Genomic DNA, 18,026 nt, shown 5'->3' on the forward strand with positions numbered 1-18,026 from the left:
CGCCGCTGGAAACAATCGCGGCGGGGGCGCGAGGCGCCTTCGCGCCGAAAATCGTTTATTCGCAATAGCTTAGGCGATTCTACGGCTGCAAACCTGCTAGGATACCAGCCCCAGCCTGAAGGCGATCGCGATGGCGTGATGGCGGTTGCGCGCGGCGAGTTTTTCCTGAATGCCGTTCATGTACCAGTCGACGGTATGGCTGGATATGCCGAGGGTACGGCCGATCTCGTGCGAGGTCATGCCTTCGGCAAGCAGCGTCAGCGCCTCCATCTCGCGGCGAGTCAACTCCACGTCGACCACCTCGGCAAGCCGGCCGGCGGTCTCCGGATCGACCGCATGGACCAGCTTCCAGTAAAGCCGCCGGGCGATGCTGTCGAAGAGACCGAGTTCCACGCTTTCGAGGTCCACCGGCTTGCCCCCGATGCTGAGGCTGCCGATGAGGCCGCGCCGGCCGTGGATGGGGAACACATAGCCGTCCTCAAGCCCCTTATTGCGAGCGTCCACCATCATGCGTTCCATGCGCTTGCGATGCGGGCTCGTGCGGAAGGCGCCGAGCGTATCACGCCAGCGAAAGCCTTGCTGGGCATGGCCGAGATACCGCACGGTCGGGTCGATCTGCATGTAGCGCCTGCGCAGGTAGAGTTCGGGCCAGCCCTCCGGCCAGCGGCCGGCAAGCAGCAGGCGGGACGGCTCGTCCACCGGCCTCGGCGCCAGCAGGAGACCGTAATAATCGAAGCCGCAAAGCGTCAGCAGACGCTCGAATTCGGCTGTCGCCTCTTCCCGATCGCGCAACTCGTCGATCAGTGCAAGGAATTGCACCAGCAAGTTGATATTCATATGCCCCGCGCTTGACTAGCTTTGTTTAACCAACTGATAAAGCTGAACCCGGCCGACAACCGGCCCAAGCGCCCCATTCATATTCCCCGCCTTACAAATGGCAGGATCGCATGCTGAAAATCAATCGTCTTGCATGCATGGCTGCCGTGAAAATGAGAAAATCACGCAAGATGTCAGGGCGGTCATGAAATTTGCTTGACGCGGAAGAACTTTTGTCGCTTCCGCTGATTAATACCCGCAGCGAAGGGACAGAAGGTGCTCGCTGCACCGCATAACTGGTATCGCCGGAAAGGCTCCATTCCCGTGTCTTTGTTTCAGGTCTATGCAAGAGCCCTCAGCTATCTTGGCACCTACAAGCTTCGAGTCGGTCTCGTCGTCGCCGCCAACGTCATCCTGGCGGTCATCACCATTGCCGAGCCCATCCTTTTCGGCCGCATCATCGATGCCATCTCCAGCAAGAGCGCCGTCACGCCGCTGCTTCTGATGTGGGCGGGCTTCGGCTTGTTCAACACCATCGCCTATGTGCTCGTCGCCCGCGAGGCGGACCGGCTGGCCCATGGACGGCGCGCGAGTCTGCTGACGGAAGCCTTCGGCCGCATCATCTCCATGCCCCTCGCCTGGCATAGCCAGCGCGGCACCTCCAACGCGCTGCACACGCTGCTGCGCGCCTGCGAGACGCTGTTCGGCCTCTGGCTCGAATTCATGCGCACGCATCTTGCCACCGCCATCGCGCTCGCCCTCCTCATCCCGACCGCCTTCACGATGGACTATCGCCTGTCGCTGGTGCTCGTGGTGCTCGGCGCGCTCTATGTCCTCATCGGCAAGGCGGTGATGAACCGCACGCGCGAGGGACAGGCGTCGGTGGAGAACCACTACCACACCGTCTTCTCCCATGTGTCGGACTCGATCAGCAACGTCTCGGTGGTGCACAGCTACAACCGTATCGAGGCGGAAACCCGCGAGCTGAAGGGCTTCGCCGAGCGCCTGATCAACGCGCAGTTCCCGGTGCTCGACTGGTGGGCGCTCGCCAGCGCGCTCAACCGCATCGCCTCCACCATCTCCATGATGACGATTCTCGTCATCGGCACCGTACTCGTCCAGAAGGGCGAGATTCGCGTCGGCGACGTCATCGCCTTCATCGGCTTTGCGGGCCTGCTGATCGGTCGCCTCGACCAGATGAAGGCCTTCGCCACGCAGATCTTCGAGGCGCGCGCCAAGCTGGAGGACTTCTTCACGCTGGAAGACGCCGTCAAGGACCGCGAGGAGCCGAGCGATGCCGGCGAGCTCGGCGAGGTGAAGGGCAAGGTCGAGTACCGCAATGTAAGCTTCGACTTCGCCAATGCCACGCAGGGCGTGCGCGATGTCTCCTTCACGGTGGAAGCCGGCCAGACGGTCGCCATCGTCGGCCCGACGGGCGCCGGCAAGACCACCCTGGTCAATCTCCTGCAGCGCGTCTACGAGCCGCAGTCCGGCCAGATCCTCATCGACGGTGTCGATATCGCGACGGTGACGCGCAAGTCGCTGCGCCGCTCCATCGCCACCGTCTTCCAGGATGCGGGCCTGCTCAACCGCTCGATCTCCGACAATATCCGCCTCGGCCGCGAGGGCGCGAGCCAGGAGGAGATCGTGGCGGCCGCCGAAGCGGCGGCGGCGAACGACTTCATCACCTCGCGCCAGAGCGGCTACGACACCCATGTCGGCGAGCGCGGCAACCGCCTTTCCGGCGGCGAGCGCCAGCGCATCGCCATCGCCCGCGCGATCCTGAAGAACGCGCCGATCCTCGTGCTCGACGAGGCGACCAGCGCGCTCGACGTGGAGACGGAGGCACGCGTCAAGGCGGCGATCGATTCGCTCCGCCGCAATCGCACGACCTTCATCATCGCGCACCGCCTGTCGACGGTCCGCGAGGCCGATCTGGTGGTCTTCATGGATCACGGACAGATCGCCGAGATGGGAACGTTCAACGACCTCAGCCAGAGCAACGGCCGCTTCGCCGCGCTGCTGCGCGCCAGCGGCATCCTGACCGACGACGACGTGCGCAAGAGCCACACTGCCGCCTGACGGGTGTCATCGCTTACGGATCGCTTTTGACCGGCAGGGCCTCGAGGCCCTGCCGTTTTGCATTGGCGATGACCGCGGCCTGCCAGTCGAGATAGCGCGCATAGGCGAAGTGGAGGGCGATGCCGAGCAGCACGTAGAGCGTCCCGAGCAGCGGGTTCTTCCCCGTGACGAACATCAGCACCTGCCCGGCCATCGCAAGGATCGTGCCGAAGATGAAGACGGCAAGCGAATGCCGCCCCATCGCCACCAGCGGATGGGAAAGCGGCAGCGCCGCCCATCCGGTAAGCGCCGGGATCGTCGCCATCAGATAGGCCCCCGCCAGCACATGCAGCAACCGCGTGGCGGAGAGGAAGGTCTTGTCGAAGCCGGTCAGCACCGCCGGCAGGCCGTAGGAGAAGTCGATGAACCACCAGGAGAGGACCACCCAGAGCATCGAGACGGCGAGATAGGTCGCGGCAAGCGCCGTCAGCACCGGATGGCGCGGAATGCCCCTCCCCTTCGCGCGCATCATGCCGACGAAGCCGATGACGAAGAGGAACTGCCAGGACAAGGGGTTGAGGAACCAGTAGCCGTCGTCGAGGAAGTTCGACGGCGCGATCCGCCAGATGCCGGCACAGAGCCAGATCGTTCCCGACACGGCGAGCAGCAGGCGCGCGCTCTGCCGGTAGAGCCAGAGGAAGCCGGGCAGCATCAGGAAGACCACGGCATACATGGACAGAATGTTGTTGTAGCCGAACTGGTGGCCGAGCAGCACCATGCTGACGACGCCCTCATCCGTGCGGTCGACGACGGCGCGCAGGTTGATCTCCGAAAGCAGGTCCGGCCGCGCGAACCACAGCGCCCCGCCCGCGAAGATCGCGAAGGTGATGATGCTCGTCATGATATGCGCGATATAGAGCGTCAGCGCCCGCCGCAGGATGCGCAGCGTCAGGGCGAGCCGCTCGCCGACCGCAAAGCGCGCGCCATAGGCGAGCGCGACGGACATGCCGGAGATCAGCACGAAGGCCTCCGCGGAATCGGAAAAGCCGAAGTTCTTGTGCGTCAGGTGCTCCAGGTACTGGCCCGGAACGTGATTGACGAAGATCGTCAGGAGGGCGAGGGCCCGGAAGACGTCGAGGCGCGTGTCGCGTTGCCGCGGCACGACGCCTGTCGGTCCATGTCTGTCTGCCATGATACTCTGATCCGCGTGGTGCGGATCAGAGCAAATAGCCCTCGTTTGAAGATTTGATGACAGTGCCGTTCACGGTTGCCTGCCATCCACCGTCCTCGCCGCGATCGACGCGGATCGAAAGCTTCCGTCCGTCGAGCGTGAGGGTGGCGCTGTAGCCGTTCCACGCCGCCGGAAGCACCGGATCGACGAAGAGACGGCCGCCTTCCTTGCGGATGCCGAGAATGCCCTCGACAGCCGCCCGGTAGAGCCAGCCGGCCGAGCCCGTGTACCAGCTCCAGCCGCCCCGCCCGGTGCGCTCGCCGACACCGTAGACGTCGGCCGCCACGACATAGGGCTCGACGCGGTAGCGTTCGGCCGCCTCCGGGTCGAGGGCATGCCTGACCGGGTTGAGGAGATCGAAGCAGGCATAGGCGTCGTCGCCCCTCCCCTGGCGCGCCAGCGCCAGGACGACCCAGGTCGCCGCATGGGTATACTGGCCGCCGTTTTCGCGCACGCCCGGCGGATAGGCCTTGATATAGCCCGGATCCTGCGGGGTTTCGGCAAAGGGCGGCGTGAACAGGCGGATGATGCCGTTTTCCTTGTCGACGAGTTCGGCCATGACGGCGTCCATCGCCTGCCGCGAGCGCGCAGGCTCGCCCTCGCCGGAGAGCACGCTCCAGCTCTGGGCGATGGAATCGATGCGGCATTCGGCGCTTGCCGCCGAGCCGAGCGGCGTCCCGTCGTCGTAATAGCCGCGACGGTAGTAGCCGCCATCCCAGCCCGCCGTTTCGAGCGCTTCCTTCAGCCGGCCGAGATGGCCTTCCCAGATTTCGGCGCGGCCGTGATCGCCCCGTTCGCGGGCAATCGGCAGGAAGCCGCGCAGGGTGCCGGCGAGCAACCAGCCGAGCCAGACGCTCGTGCCGCGCCCATCCTCGCCGACGCGGTTCATGCCGTCGTTCCAGTCGCCGCCGAGGATCAGCGGCAGGCCGTTCTCGCCGGTGCGCCGGAGCGCGAGATCGAGCGCGTGGGCGCAATGGTCATAGAGCGAGGCCTCTTCCGATGACCGGTCGGGCTTGAAGAAGGCATCGTGCTGGCCCTCGGCGAGCTGCTGGCCCTCGATGAAGGCGAGCCTTTCGTCGAGCAGCCCGCGGTCGCCGGTCACCCGGCAATAATACTCCACCGCATGGGCGAGCCAGATGACGTCGTCGGAGATCATCGTGCGCACGCCGGCGCCGGTATCGGGCAGCCACCAGTGCTGCACGTCGCCTTCGACGAACTGGCGGGCCGCCGCGTTGAGGATCTGCGTGCGGGCCAGCTCCGGGTGATGCATGATGAAGGCGAGCGTATCCTGCAGCTGGTCGCGGAAGCCATAAGCGCCGCTCGCCTGGTAGAAGGCGGTGCGTGCCATGATGCGGCAGCCGAGCGCCTGATAGGGCAGCCAGTCGTTGACCATCCGGTCGAGCGCCGCATCGGGCGTCTTGACCTGGAGCGTGCCGGTGAAGCGCTCCCAGAAGGAGCGGACCGACGCCATGACCGTATCGAAATCCGCCGCCCGGCTCTTGCCGGCCAGCGCGCGGGCGCTCTCCGCATCGGCGGTGTCGCCGAGCATGAAGAGGAGCTCGCGCTTCTCGCCGGGCTTCAGCGTGATGTCGACGGCGAGCGCCGCGCAGGGGTCGCCGATGCCGTCGACACTGCCGGAAAGCGGCTGCCCCGCCGCAACGGCCGAAGGAAGCACGATATCGCCGGTGCGGCCGATGAAATCGCGCCGCCGCGCCGTGAAGCCCGCCACCGGCGCATTGACGCCGAAGAAGCTGGTCCGGCCGGAGAATTCGAGGCTGTAGGGATTGGTCGCAAGGAGCGCGCCGCTTTCCTCGTCATGGCTCGTCACGACGAAGGGCGCCGTCTTGGCGGAATTGTTGCCGAGCACCCATTCGACATAGCCGTAGACCGTGAGGCTGCGCGCCGTCTCGCCGGTATTCTTCACGACGAGACGCGAATATTTCACCGGGTCCTCGGGATCGACCGTCTGGACAAGATCGAGCTCGATGCCGTCCTCCCAGCTGCGGAAGGCCGTGTAGCCGAGGCCGTGCCAGGTCTCGAACTTCACCGTCCGCTTGCGCGAAAGGGCGGCGAAGGGCGTCATCACGGTGTCGCGGTCGCGGTCCCGCACATAGAAGGCCTCGCCGGGGCGGTTGATGACCGGGTCGTTTGTCCAGGGCGTGAGCTGGAAGTCGCGCGAATTGCGGCTCCAGGTAAAGCCGGCGCCTTCCGCCGAGACGTGGAAGCCGAATTCGCGGTTGGAGATGACGTTGATCCACGGCTGCGGCGTCGCCTCGCCGCCGCGCAGGCGCACGGCATATTCGCGCCGGTCGACGTTGAACCCGCCGAAGCCGTTCCAGAAGGAAAGGCCCTCGCCATCGATGGCGACGGGCTCGCCTTCCGGCGCCGGAAGCTTCGGCACGATTGCATCCGCATCCGCCTTTGCCTCCTCCTCGCCGCGCGGCGTCGAGAAGAGCGAGACGGTGCGGGCGATCTGGTCGGAAAGCGTGCCGTTGCGGGCGTGGAAGACGGCGCGGGCCGTCGCCAGCAGCGCCTGCCAGGTGGAGACCTCCATCAGGTCGCGGCGTACCGTGAAGACATGCTGGCGCACGCCGTCCGACTGGCCGCGCATGCGCAGCGCCTCGCACATCTGGTCGAGCGTGTGCTGCATGTCCTGCGCATAGGAGGCGGCGCGCTCGTTGAGGATCACGAGGTCGGCGGTGACGCCGCGGTGGCGCAGATATTCCTGCGCGCGCAACGCCCCGCGGGCGACGTCGAGGTCGATCTCGTCGTTGATGCGTACGATGAAGATCGGGAAGTCACCGGAAATCGCCAGCGGCCAGAGCGCCGACTGCGCCTTGAGCCCCGTCTCGATCGTGCCGGTATCGGCCCGCAAATGCATGTCCGGATAGGTCAGGTACTTACCGAGCATCTGGAAGCTCGCCGCCTCCTGCGAGGTGACGCCGACATGGCGCATATGCACCTGCGAGCGCGTCCAGGCATGAATCATCTCGTGGTTGAAGGCATCCGGGTGGCGATAGCGGTCGATGGCGGCATCCACCTCGGCGCGGCTCGGCGCGGCGATGGTCCAGAAGATGACCTTGACCTTCTTGCCGGCCGGAACGCGCACCACGCGGCGCAGCGCCAGGATCGGATCGAGCGTGAAGCCGTCCGTGCCCGAGAGCTGAGCGCCGGCGTCGAAGGCGGCGGCAGTCGGCAGCGAGCGCCCGCGGCCGATGAAGCGGCGGCGGTCCGTCTCGATCTCCGTGCGGCGCGAGGGGCCGGCATTGTCGACGATGAGATGGGCGATCGCCATGTCCGGCTCGTTCGGATTGCGCTTCTGGCGCTCCGCGCGGATGACGTCGCCGCGCTTGCCGATTTCGGTGCGCACGAACATCTTCGAGAAGAGCGGATGGGCGTTGTCGGCGTCGTCCGTCGCGATGACGGGCTCCATATAGGAGGTCACCTCGATGAAGCGGTCCTCCGTGCCCGTATTGAGCAGCGTCAGGCGACGGCCTTCGGCATCGTGCTCGGTGGCGACGATGCACTCGACCTCGCTGGTCAGCGTGCCGACGGTCTTGATGAACTCCGCCTTGTCGTCGCCGAACTGGGTCTTCGTCACCTCGCCCTCGATGCGCCGGGGCTCGGCGGTGGCGGACCACCATTCGTTCGTCCCCATGTCGCGCAGGAAGAGGAAGGAGCCCCAGCGGTCTTCCGTCGGGTCGGGCTTCCAGCGGGTGACGGACTGGCCGTTCCAGCGCGAATAGCCCGCGCCGGTCGCCGTGAGCATGACGGAGTAATGGCCGTTCGACAGGAACACGGTCTCGCGCTCGCGGGAGATCGGATCCTTGAAGATGCGGATTTCCGGACGCAGCAGGTCGGCCTGCGTGCTGCCGACGGTTTCCGGCTCACGCTTGGCGTTGATGACCGGGATGTCGCGCGGCGCCTTTTCCTGCAGCAGCAACTCGGCAGCCTCGATGACGGGGTCCGAATGGAAGCGCTCGCGCAGCACGCCGTTGAAGACGACATTGGCGACGGCGGCGATGGACATGCCGTGATGGTGCGCCATGTAGTTCCTCACCACCGCGCAGGTCTTGCCCTCCGGCACGCGCGTCGGGGTGAAGTCGACGGCGTCATGGAAGCCGTAGACGCCGAGCGCCCCGAGCTTGCGCAGGCGTTCGAGATTCTCCAACGCCGCCTTGGGCGCATATTGCGTGGCGAGGAGCGACGCGTAGGGCGCGATCACCGCATTCTGGCCAAGGCCGCGCTTGAGGCCAAGCGTCGGCACGCCGAAATTGGTGTACTGGTAGGTCAGCTCGTGGTCGCGGGCGTTGAAGGCCGCTTCCGAGATGCCCCAGGGCGTGCCGAGGCGGCGGCCGTGGTTCATCTGCTCGACGACGACGAGATTGTTCGTCTGGTTGAGGATGCCGCCCTGGCGCTCCTGCATGACGAGCGGCGGCATCAGGTATTCGAACATCGAGCCCGACCAGGAGACGAGCGCGCCGCGCGAGCCGACCGGAACGACCGGGCGGCCGAGCTTGTACCAGTGCTCGGTCGGCAGGTCGCCCTTGGCGATGGCGAAGAGGCTCGTCAGGCGCGCCTCGGAGGCAAGCAGGTCGTAGCAGGCCTCGTCCAGCTCGTTCGTCTCGACGCGGTAGCCGATGGAAAGGAGGCGTCGTTCCTGGCGGAAGAGGAAGCCGAAATCCATCGAGAAGGCGATGTCGCGCGCCCGGTCGCGCAGCACGGCCAGCCGGTCGCGCAGCGCCTCGATGCTGCCGAGGTCGAAGACGCTGTCGGCGATATGCGCCTCGCAGGTCGAGACCAGCGCGCCCGCCCAGTGCACGACCTCCGCGCTCTGCGGCGACTTGATCTCGTGGTCGAGATTGACGATCAGCTTGTTCACGTCGCGCGCCAGCACCGAAAGGTTGATGACACGGATCGAGGCGAATTCGTGCTCGCGCTTGACGGCGGCGAGCGCGTTGTGGAAGCCCTCGATACGCTCCTCGATGAGGCGGCGCAGCGGGCGCACGGTCTTGCGGTCGTCCGGAAGCTGCTTGAGCGTTTCCGAAAGGATCGCGGCGACGTCGCCGATGCCGTCGAGGCTACCTTGGAGATGCGCCGACGGGGCTTCGGCCCATTCGCGGCACATGGAGGAGATGGCGATGAGGTGGCCGGCGAGGTTGCCGCTGTCGACCGCCGAGACATAGCGCGGCCCGAGCGTTTCCAGCGTGTTGGTGCGATACCAGTTGTAGAGGTGGCCGCGGTATTTCGGCATGCCGTCGATGGTGGCGACGGTCTGCTCGAGGCGGCGAACCGTCTCCTCGAAGCTCAGCCAGCCGAAATCGCGCGCCGAGATGACCGAGAGCAGGTAGACGCCGATATTGGTCGGCGAGGTGCGCTCGGCCAGAACCGGCTGCGGTATTTCCTGGAAGTTGTCCGGCGGCAGGAAATGCTGCTCGGCGGTGACGAAAGTCTCGAAATAGCGCCAGGTGCGCCGCGCGATCTTGCGCAGCTCGGTCGCGACATGGTCGGAAACGACGAGCTGGTCCTCCGTCTCCGCCGTCTGGCTGACGGACCAGGCGATCATCGGCGAGAGCATCCAGACGAGCGCGAAGGGAACGCCGATGAAGGGCAGGCCCGTCTTGGAGATCATGGCGAGCGCGACGGAGAACACCGCGAGCGCCGGCGCCTGCCACATCGACTTGTAATGAGCGAGGATGCCGCCGCGCGCGCCGCTGTCGGCCTGCGCGGCCGTTCGCCATTCCAGCATCAGCTTGCCGCTGATGAAGGTGCGGTAGAGCGAGCGCACGATGGCGTCCGCCATCAGCGCCGCCGAATGGGCGATGAAGACGATCCGCAAGGCAACCTGCGCATTGGCCGCGCGAATATCGGAGAAGACGCGGTGCACATGGGCGCGCGCGACGATGTCGCTGCGGCGCGGCATGATGCCCGAGATGAGCGAGAGCGTCGGCGCGACGAAGAGCAGGAAGATCAGCACGAGCTGCCAAATCAGCGCCTGGCGCGGCTCCATGTAGTACCAGCCCATGACGGAGGCGACGAGCCAGCCGATGGGAATGAGGCTGCGGCGCAGGTTGTCGTACATCTTCCAGCGGCCGAGCATGGGAATGCCGCTCGACGGGCCGAAGAGATAGGGCAGCAGCTGCCAGTCGCCGCGCGCCCAGCGATGCTGGCGCGAGGTCTCGACGCCGTAGCGCGTCGGGAAGTCCTCGACGAGTTCCACGTCCGTCACCAGCGCGCAGCGCGAGAGCGAACCTTCGAGCAGGTCGTGGCTGAGAACGGCGTTCTCGCCGATCCGCCCCTTCACCGCCGCCTCGAAGGCGTCGACATGGTAGAGGCCCTTGCCCGTGAAGGTGCCTTCGCCGGCAAGGTCCTGATAGACGTCGGAAACGGTGAAGACGTAAGGGTCGACGCCGCGGTCGGCCGAGAAGATGCGCTGGAAGGTGGAGGCTTCCTTGCCCGTCGTCAGCGAGGGCGTGACACGCGGCTGGAGGATGGAATAGCCGGCGACGATCTCGCCCGTCGCTTCGTCGATGACCGGGCGGTTGATCGGGTGGTGCATCTTGCCGACGAGCTTGGTCACGGCATCGCGCATCAGGCGCGTGTCGGAATCGAGCGTCATGACATATTTGACGTCGGCCGGAACGACATTGGCGCCCGGCAGGAAGGTCGTGTCGCCGTCGCCGCGCAGCAGAAGGTTCAGCTCGTGCAGCTTGCCGCGCTTGCGCTCCCAGCCCATCCACGCCCCTTCGGAAGGATTGTAGAGGCGGCGGCGGTGCAGCAGGTAGAAGCGCGTGCGCCCGTCATAGGCATAGCGGGCCGAGAGCGTGGCGATCTCGCGCTTGGCGTATTCCAGGACGTCGAGATCGGCCGGCGTCTCCTCGCTCTGGCTGTCGGCCCAGTCGCTGACCAGCGCGAAATAGATCTCGCCGCGCGGATTGGCCAGATAGTGGACTTCCAGGTTGCGCACCAGCTCGTCCACATGGTCGCGCTTGGAGATCAGACAGGGCACGACGAGCAGCGTGCGCGCATCCTCGGGAATGCCGTCCTTGAACTCGTAGCCGACGAGCCGCGAGGGCGTGACGAAGAAGGTGACGAGCGTGTTGAAGAGACCCGTCGCGCCTTCCGAGGCCGGCAGCGCGAAGAGGACGAGCATGATCAGCCATGCGCCGTTCGGAATGTCGAGCTGGTCGAGGAAATAATAGACCGCGATCATCGCCAGCAGCGTGAGGATGATGTTCGGGCCGGCGATGGCGAGCCAGTCGAGCTTGCGCGTCAGGCGCACGATGCGCTGGACGAGCGAGGGGCGGTAGCCGATGCGCTTTTCGAGAAGCTTGCGCTTCTTGCCGACGAGGAAGGCGCCGACATTGGCCTCGTAGTCGGGATCGTCCCCATGGGCGGCCGCGTCTTCGGCCGTCATGGCGATGGCGGTCTCGGTGACCTCCAGTTCCGTCTTGCCGGAGCGGCGGGCGAAACGCTCGATCGTGTTGCGGTATTTGTTGCGCGAACCGAAATCGAGGTCGCTGTAGTCCGAACTCTGGCGCAGCGCCTCGTCGAGGCGGCTGACGCTCTCGAACCAGACCGGCCATTCGGTGTCGTCCACCGTGCGCAGGCTCTTGATGAGCGAGCTCATCGTCACGTTGCCGGAGGACAGGCGGTTGTTCTCCGCGACGATCAGCTCTTCGAGGTCGCTGCCGCGGCTCTCGATCCTGCGCTCCAGCCACTGGATGACCGCGCCGGAAGCCTGAAGGCCGTCGCGCAGGCGATAGAGAAGCTGGATGACGAAAGTATTGTCCTCGACGAAGCTCTCCAGCGAGCCGAGATAGGCGATGCACTTTTCCGGATCGTTGAGGCGGATCAGCTCGTCGGCCACCTCGTTCGCCTTGAAGCGCATCTTGCGCGAGCGCTCGACGCGGCTGGAAATACGCCGCAGATTCTCGAGCAGCACGAAGCGGATGAAGGAGGGCAGCGCCCAGAGTTCGCCGATCTTCAGCGCATCGAGCTTCTGGAAGCCCTGCACGAAGGCCGTCAGGCTTTCCACCGACACGCCGCTATGGGTATGGGCGACATAGAGCCAGGCGATGGCCAGCGTGCGGGGAACCGGCCTGCCGTCGATCTCGATGGTCGGCAGTTGCCGGAAGAAGCGGCGGGGGAAGTCGCGCCGGACCTCCTGGATCGCTTCCTCGATGACGTAATAATTGTCGAGCAGCCATTCGGCCGCGGGTGTGATCTGCGCACCGGCCTCCACGTCCCGTGCGGTCGCCTGGTAGACGCGGAAGATCTCCTTCTCGTTCTCCTTGTGCCGCGGACGGAATTCGAAGGGCTGGTAGCCGGGCAGGGCCGCCGTCCTGTCGCGCGCAAGCGCTTCGCCGCACTCGGCCAGCTCCTCCAGCGTCAGATAGGTGGCGCGGATGGAATCGTTGTAGTCGATGTGCTTGGCATCGGCATCACGCGGGGCTTGCGGCGTATTGTGAAGGGGCATGTTTCTGATTCTGGATCCGGCCATGGTGAGCCAACCGGCGGCGGCCTTGGCGCCGGAGGGTTTGTCGCGGACAGGCTTCGTCTCGGCGCCGCGATCAGCCATGACACCGGGCGGCGCCCTCGGGGCGCTTCACGGATGGAACTGGCTCAGGCGACACGCTGATTGGCATCCTGGCCGCGTGGTGCATGAAAACGGCATTTTTTAGCCGTAAGGACAGAGACTTGCAACATGTCAACAGGACCGGATGGCGCAGCATGGACCCTCATCTGCGGTTTTGGTGAATCCCTGCGCCCCTCGTTTGACGCGAGGGAAGACAGGATACTGGCGAAGCGCAACGCGCAACCGTGCGAAAAGTTCCTGCGGGGCATTACAACCGCCCTTTCCGGCAACCTTGGGGCAATCCGGCCGCAATAGCGCTCGCAACGAAACGCCGATCCGGGTATTGCCATGAACGACCCCTTGGCGGCTCCTTCCGCCGGGCGTTGAATCGATCTGCGCGAATGAACACATATTGACATAAAGATATCTTTATGTGATCTCCAATATACGATTTGTCAGTACCGGAGGGCTCCCATGGCCAATTCCCACCTGGACACCCTGTTCGGCCCCGAACAGCCGCCGCGCGACGGCAGCGAAGTTCTGGCCGCGCTCAAGGCTGCCGCTGAGGAGCGCATCCTCGTGCTCGACGGCGCCATGGGCACGGAGATTCAGACGCTCAAGCTCGTGGAAGAGGACTTCCGCGGCGACCGTTTCGGCGACTGTGCCTGTCACCAGCAGGGCAACAACGACCTCCTGACGCTGACGCAGCCGGCCGCCATCGAGGACATCCATTACCGCTACGCGCTGGCCGGAGCGGACATCCTCGAGACCAACACCTTCTCCTCCACCACCATCGCCCAGGCCGATTACGGCATGCAGGACATGGTCTATGAGCTGAACCGCGACGGCGCGCGCCTTGCCCGCCGCGCGGGCCTGCGCGCCGAGCAGAAGGACGGCCGCCGCCGCTTCGTCGCCGGCGCGCTCGGCCCGACGAACCGCACCGCCTCCATCTCGCCGGACGTCAACAATCCCGGCTACCGCGCCGTCACCTTCGACGACCTGCGCACCGCCTATGCCGAGCAGGTGCGCGGCCTCATCGACGGCGGCGCCGACATCATCCTCATCGAGACCATCTTCGACACGCTGAACGCCAAGGCCGCGATCTTCGCCACCCGCGAGGTCTTCGAGGAAAAGGGCATCCACCTGCCGGTCATGATCTCGGGCACGATCACCGACCTTTCCGGCCGCACGCTGTCCGGCCAGACGCCGGAGGCCTTCTGGAACTCGGTGCGTCACGCCACGCCCTTCTCCATCGGCCTCAACTGCGCGCTGGGCGCCAATGCCATGCGCGCGCATCTCTCCGAGATTTCCTCGGTCGCCGAGACCTTCGTCTGCGCCTATCCGAATGCCGGCCTGCCCAACGCCTTCGGCAAGTACGACGAGACGCCGGAGGAAATGGCCGAACAGATCGAAGGCTTCATGCGCGACGGCCTCGTCAACATCGTCGGCGGCTGCTGCGGCTCGACGCCCGCCCATATCCGCGCCATCGCGCAAGCCGCCGCGCGCCACAAGCCGCGCCAAATCCCGGATATCCCGCGCCATATGCGCCTGTCCGGTCTCGAGCCCTTCACGCTGACGGAGGCCATTCCCTTCGTGAATGTCGGCGAGCGCACCAATGTCACGGGCTCGGCGAAATTCCGCAAGCTGATCACCGCCGGCGACTATGCGGCCGCCCTCGACGTCGCCCGCGACCAGGTGGCCAACGGCGCGCAGATCATCGACATCAACATGGACGAGGGCCTCATCGATTCCCAGAAGGCGATGGTGGAATACCTCAATCTCATCGCCGCCGAGCCGGACATCGCCCGCGTTCCGGTCATGATCGACTCGTCCAAGTGGGAGATCATCGAGGCGGGCCTGAAATGCGTTCAGGGCAAGCCGCTGGTCAACTCGATCTCGCTGAAGGAAGGCGAGGAAGCCTTCCTGCGCTATGCCAGGCTCGTGCGCGCCTACGGCGCCGCCGTGGTCGTCATGGCCTTCGACGAGAAAGGCCAGGCCGACACCAAGGCGCGCAAGGTGGAGATCTGCACCCGCGCCTACAAGCTGCTGACCGAAGTCGCCGGCCTCGCCCCCGAGGACATCGTCTTCGACCCCAACATCTTCGCCGTCGCCACCGGCATCGAGGAGCACGACAATTACGGCGTCGACTTCATCGAGGCGACCGCCGAGATCACCGCGACGCTGCCGCATGTCCACATTTCCGGCGGCGTCTCGAACCTCTCCTTCTCCTTTCGCGGCAACGAGCCGGTGCGCGAGGCGATGCACGCCGTCTTCCTCTACCACGCCATCCAGGCGGGTATGGACATGGGCATCGTCAATGCCGGCCAGCTCGCCGTCTACGACACGATCGAGCCCGAGCTGCGCGAGGCCTGCGAGGACGTGGTGCTGAACCGCGTGCCCAAAGCCGGCGGCACCGCCACCGAGCGCATGCTGGAGATCGCCGAGCGCTTCAAGGGCGCGGGCGGCAAGGAAGCCAAGGAACGCGACCTTGCCTGGCGCGAATGGCCGGTGGAAAAGCGGCTGGAGCACGCCCTCGTCAACGGCATCACCGAGTTCGTGGAAGAGGACACGGAAGAGGCGCGGCAGAAGGCCGAGCGCCCGCTCCACGTCATCGAAGGCCCGCTGATGGCCGGCATGAACGTCGTCGGCGACCTTTTCGGCGCGGGCAAGATGTTCCTGCCGCAGGTGGTGAAGTCCGCCCGCGTGATGAAGCAGGCCGTCGCCGTGCTGCTGCCCTACATGGAGGCGGAGAAGCTCGCCAATGGCGGCGGCGGCGACGAACGCCAGAGCGCCGGCAAGATCCTGATGGCGACCGTCAAGGGCGACGTGCACGATATCGGCAAGAACATCGTCGGCGTCGTGCTCGCCTGCAACAATTACGAGATCATCGACCTCGGCGTCATGGTGCCGGCAACGAAGATCCTCGAGACGGCGAAGGCCGAGAAGGTCGACATCATCGGCCTTTCCGGCCTCATCACCCCCTCCCTAGACGAGATGGCCCATGTCGCCGCCGAGATGGAGCGCGAAGGCTTCGACATCCCCCTGCTCATCGGCGGGGCGACGACGAGCCGCGTGCACACGGCCGTCAAGATCCACCCGCGCTACGAGCGCGGCCAGGCCGTCTACGTCACCGATGCCAGCCGCGCCGTCGGTGTCGTCGGCAGCCTGCTGTCGGCGGAGATGAAGCCCGGCTATGTCGACACCCTGAAGGCCGAATACCGCAAGGTCGCCGACGCCCATGCGCGCAGCGAGGCGGAAAAGCAGCGCCTTCCCATCGCAAGGGCCCGCGACAACGCCTTCAAGGCCGACTGGTCGGCCTATGAACCGAAGACGCCGTCCTTCCTCGGCACCCGCGTCTTCCAGGACTGGGACCTTGCCGAACTCGCCCGCTACATCGACTGGACACCCTTCTTCCAGACCTGGGAGCTGAAAGGCGTCTATCCCCGGATTTTCGAGGACGAGAAGCACGGCGAGGTGGCCCGCCAGCTCTTTGCCGACGCGCAGGCGATGCTGAACCAGATCATCGCGGAAAAATGGTTCACGCCGAAGGCCGTCGTCGGCTTCTGGCCGGCCGGCACCGTCGGCGACGATATCCGGCTCTTCACCGACGAGGCGCGCGACAAGGACCTCGCCACCTTCTTCACGCTCCGCCAGCAGCTCTCCAAGCGGGACGGCCGGCCGAACGTGGCGCTCTCCGACTTCGTCGCGCCCGTCGACAGCGGCCGCAAGGACTATCTCGGTGGCTTCGTCGTGACGGCCGGCATCGGCGAGATCGCCATCGCCGAGCGCTTCGAGCGGGCGAACGACGACTACAACTCGATCCTCGTCAAGGCGCTGGCCGACCGCTTCGCCGAAGCCTTCGCCGAGCGCATGCACGAATATGTCCGCAAGGAACTGTGGGGCTATGCGCCGGACGAGACCTTCTCGCCCACCGACCTGATCGGCGAGCCCTATGCCGGCATCCGCCCCGCGCCGGGCTATCCCGCCCAGCCGGACCACACGGAGAAGACGACGCTCTTCCGCCTGCTCGACGCGGAAAAGGAGATCGGCGTCGAGCTGACGGAAAGCTATGCCATGTGGCCTGGCTCCTCCGTCTCCGGCCTCTACATCGCCTCGCCCGAAAGCTACTATTTCGGCGTCGCCAAGGTGGAGCGCGACCAGGTGGAGGACTATGCGCGCCGCAAGGGCATGGCGGTCGGCGATGTCGAGCGCTGGCTCGGCCCCGTGCTCAACTACGTGCCGACGACCGTGCGGGAAGACGCGGCCTGAGACCTCTCAGGCCGTCGCAAGGTTGAGCAGCAGCACCATGGCATAGCTGGCGAGGACCAGCAGGCCGAGCGAAAGCACGACCGCCACCGTCACCCGTGGACCGGCGCGCAGGACGCGCTTCAGGTCGATGCCGAGGCCGAGCGCGGCCATGGAGAGGATGGTCAGCACGGTGGCCGCCTTGCTCATGGTCCCGGCGAGCCCGGCATCGATGAGACCGAAGCTGCGCGCGAAAAGCATGGCGAGGAAGCCGAGGATGAACCACGGCACCAGCCGGTGCAGCGCCGGCCGGCGCCCGCCCGCCTTACCCGAGACGAGCGACAGCACGAAGACGACCGGCCCGAGCATCAGCACGCGCATCAGCTTGACGAAGGTGCCGATCTGGATGCTGAGGGCCGAGACCGGGGCGGTGGCGGCCAGCACCTGCGGCACCGCATAGACCGTCATGCCCGCCATCACCCCGTAGCCCGTCGCCGACAGGCCGAGCAGCGGCACCAGCGCCGGCAGCAGCAGCACCGTCACCATGCCGAGCACCGCCGTGAAGGCGATGGAGGAGGCGACGTCCTCCGCATCCGCATGGATGACCGGCGCGGTCGCGGCGATCGCGGAATTGCCGCAGATGGAATTGCCGCAGGCGACCAGCAGCGCGACACGGCGCGAAAGCCCGAGCCCCCGGCCGATCCCGTAGCTGGCGACCAGGACCATCGCAACCACCGCCGCGATGGCGGCGATCAGCGGCAGGCCCATGCCGGCGATCGCCGCCGCGCTGACGCCGGCGCCGAGCAACACGATGGCGACCTCCAGGAAATACTTGGCCGAGAAGGCGATACCGGGATCGAAGGCTTCCGGCCGGCGCAAAAAGAGGCGCACGAGCGAACCGATAAGGATCGCCAGCACCAGAGCCTCGATCCACGCGCCGCCCGTCAGCCTGAGTTCCGCGCGTTCGGCGGCGAGCGCGAGGCCAGAGACCAACGCCGAGAGAAGCACGCCCGGCGCCAAAGCACGAATTCCAAGGATCGGATGTTTTTTGGGTGTTTTTTCCATGCGCAGATCAATGCGCTTGAAAAACCATTC

General features: G+C 65.9%; 6 protein-coding genes. 2 read left to right on the forward strand and 4 right to left on the reverse strand.

Annotated elements, in window-relative coordinates; translation table 11 throughout:
* Positions 1-96: 96 nt before the first annotated feature.
* Positions 97-837, reverse strand: a complete 741-nt coding sequence (locus tag ACZ48C_RS15285) for a helix-turn-helix transcriptional regulator (protein WP_119257860.1) — start codon at positions 835-837, stop codon at positions 97-99.
* Between the two features lie 303 nt (positions 838-1,140).
* Here ACZ48C_RS15285 and ACZ48C_RS15290 point away from each other — a divergent pair, with 303 nt between their 5' ends.
* The gene (locus ACZ48C_RS15290; RefSeq protein WP_464781621.1) at positions 1,141-2,898 is read left to right on the forward strand and encodes a glucan ABC transporter ATP-binding protein/ permease; all 1,758 of its coding nucleotides are present in this window, start codon (positions 1,141-1,143) and stop codon (positions 2,896-2,898) included.
* A 13-nt stretch (positions 2,899-2,911) separates the two neighbouring features.
* Here the strand turns inward: ACZ48C_RS15290 and ACZ48C_RS15295 are convergent, their stop codons facing one another.
* Both ACZ48C_RS15295 and ACZ48C_RS15300 read right to left on the reverse strand, forming a co-directional pair.
* Positions 2,912-4,069 carry an OpgC family protein gene (locus tag ACZ48C_RS15295; RefSeq protein ID WP_464781622.1) on the reverse strand — a complete coding sequence of 386 codons (1,158 nt, stop codon included), beginning with the start codon at positions 4,067-4,069 and terminating at the stop codon, positions 2,912-2,914.
* A gap of 25 nt (positions 4,070-4,094) precedes the next feature.
* Complete coding sequence (locus ACZ48C_RS15300) at positions 4,095-12,587, reverse strand: glycoside hydrolase family 94 protein (protein WP_464781623.1); 8,493 nt, start codon at positions 12,585-12,587, stop codon at positions 4,095-4,097.
* Positions 12,588-13,160: 573 nt separating this feature from the next.
* Here ACZ48C_RS15300 and metH point away from each other — a divergent pair.
* Positions 13,161-16,955, forward strand: coding sequence for a methionine synthase (gene metH, locus ACZ48C_RS15305; RefSeq protein WP_464781624.1), 3,795 nt, complete (start codon positions 13,161-13,163; stop codon positions 16,953-16,955).
* Between the two features lie 6 nt (positions 16,956-16,961).
* On the opposite strand, the gene ACZ48C_RS15310 is transcribed toward metH, so the two are convergent.
* Positions 16,962-17,996, reverse strand: a complete 1,035-nt coding sequence (locus ACZ48C_RS15310; protein WP_464781625.1) for a YeiH family protein — start codon at positions 17,994-17,996, stop codon at positions 16,962-16,964.
* Positions 17,997-18,026 lie beyond the last annotated feature (30 nt).

Source organism: Shinella sp. 1A1 (genome assembly GCF_055379515.1).

Coding starts and splice junctions, on each gene's coding strand:
- ACZ48C_RS15310 (WP_464781625.1), bottom strand. CDS start 17,996: ATGGAAAAAACACCCAAAAAACATCCGATCCTTGGAATTCGTGCTTTG.
- ACZ48C_RS15285 (WP_119257860.1), bottom strand. CDS start 837: ATGAATATCAACTTGCTGGTGCAATTCCTTGCACTGATCGACGAGTTG.
- metH (WP_464781624.1), top strand. CDS start 13,161: ATGGCCAATTCCCACCTGGACACCCTGTTCGGCCCCGAACAGCCGCCG.
- ACZ48C_RS15295 (WP_464781622.1), bottom strand. CDS start 4,069: ATGGCAGACAGACATGGACCGACAGGCGTCGTGCCGCGGCAACGCGAC.
- ACZ48C_RS15300 (WP_464781623.1), bottom strand. CDS start 12,587: ATGCCCCTTCACAATACGCCGCAAGCCCCGCGTGATGCCGATGCCAAG.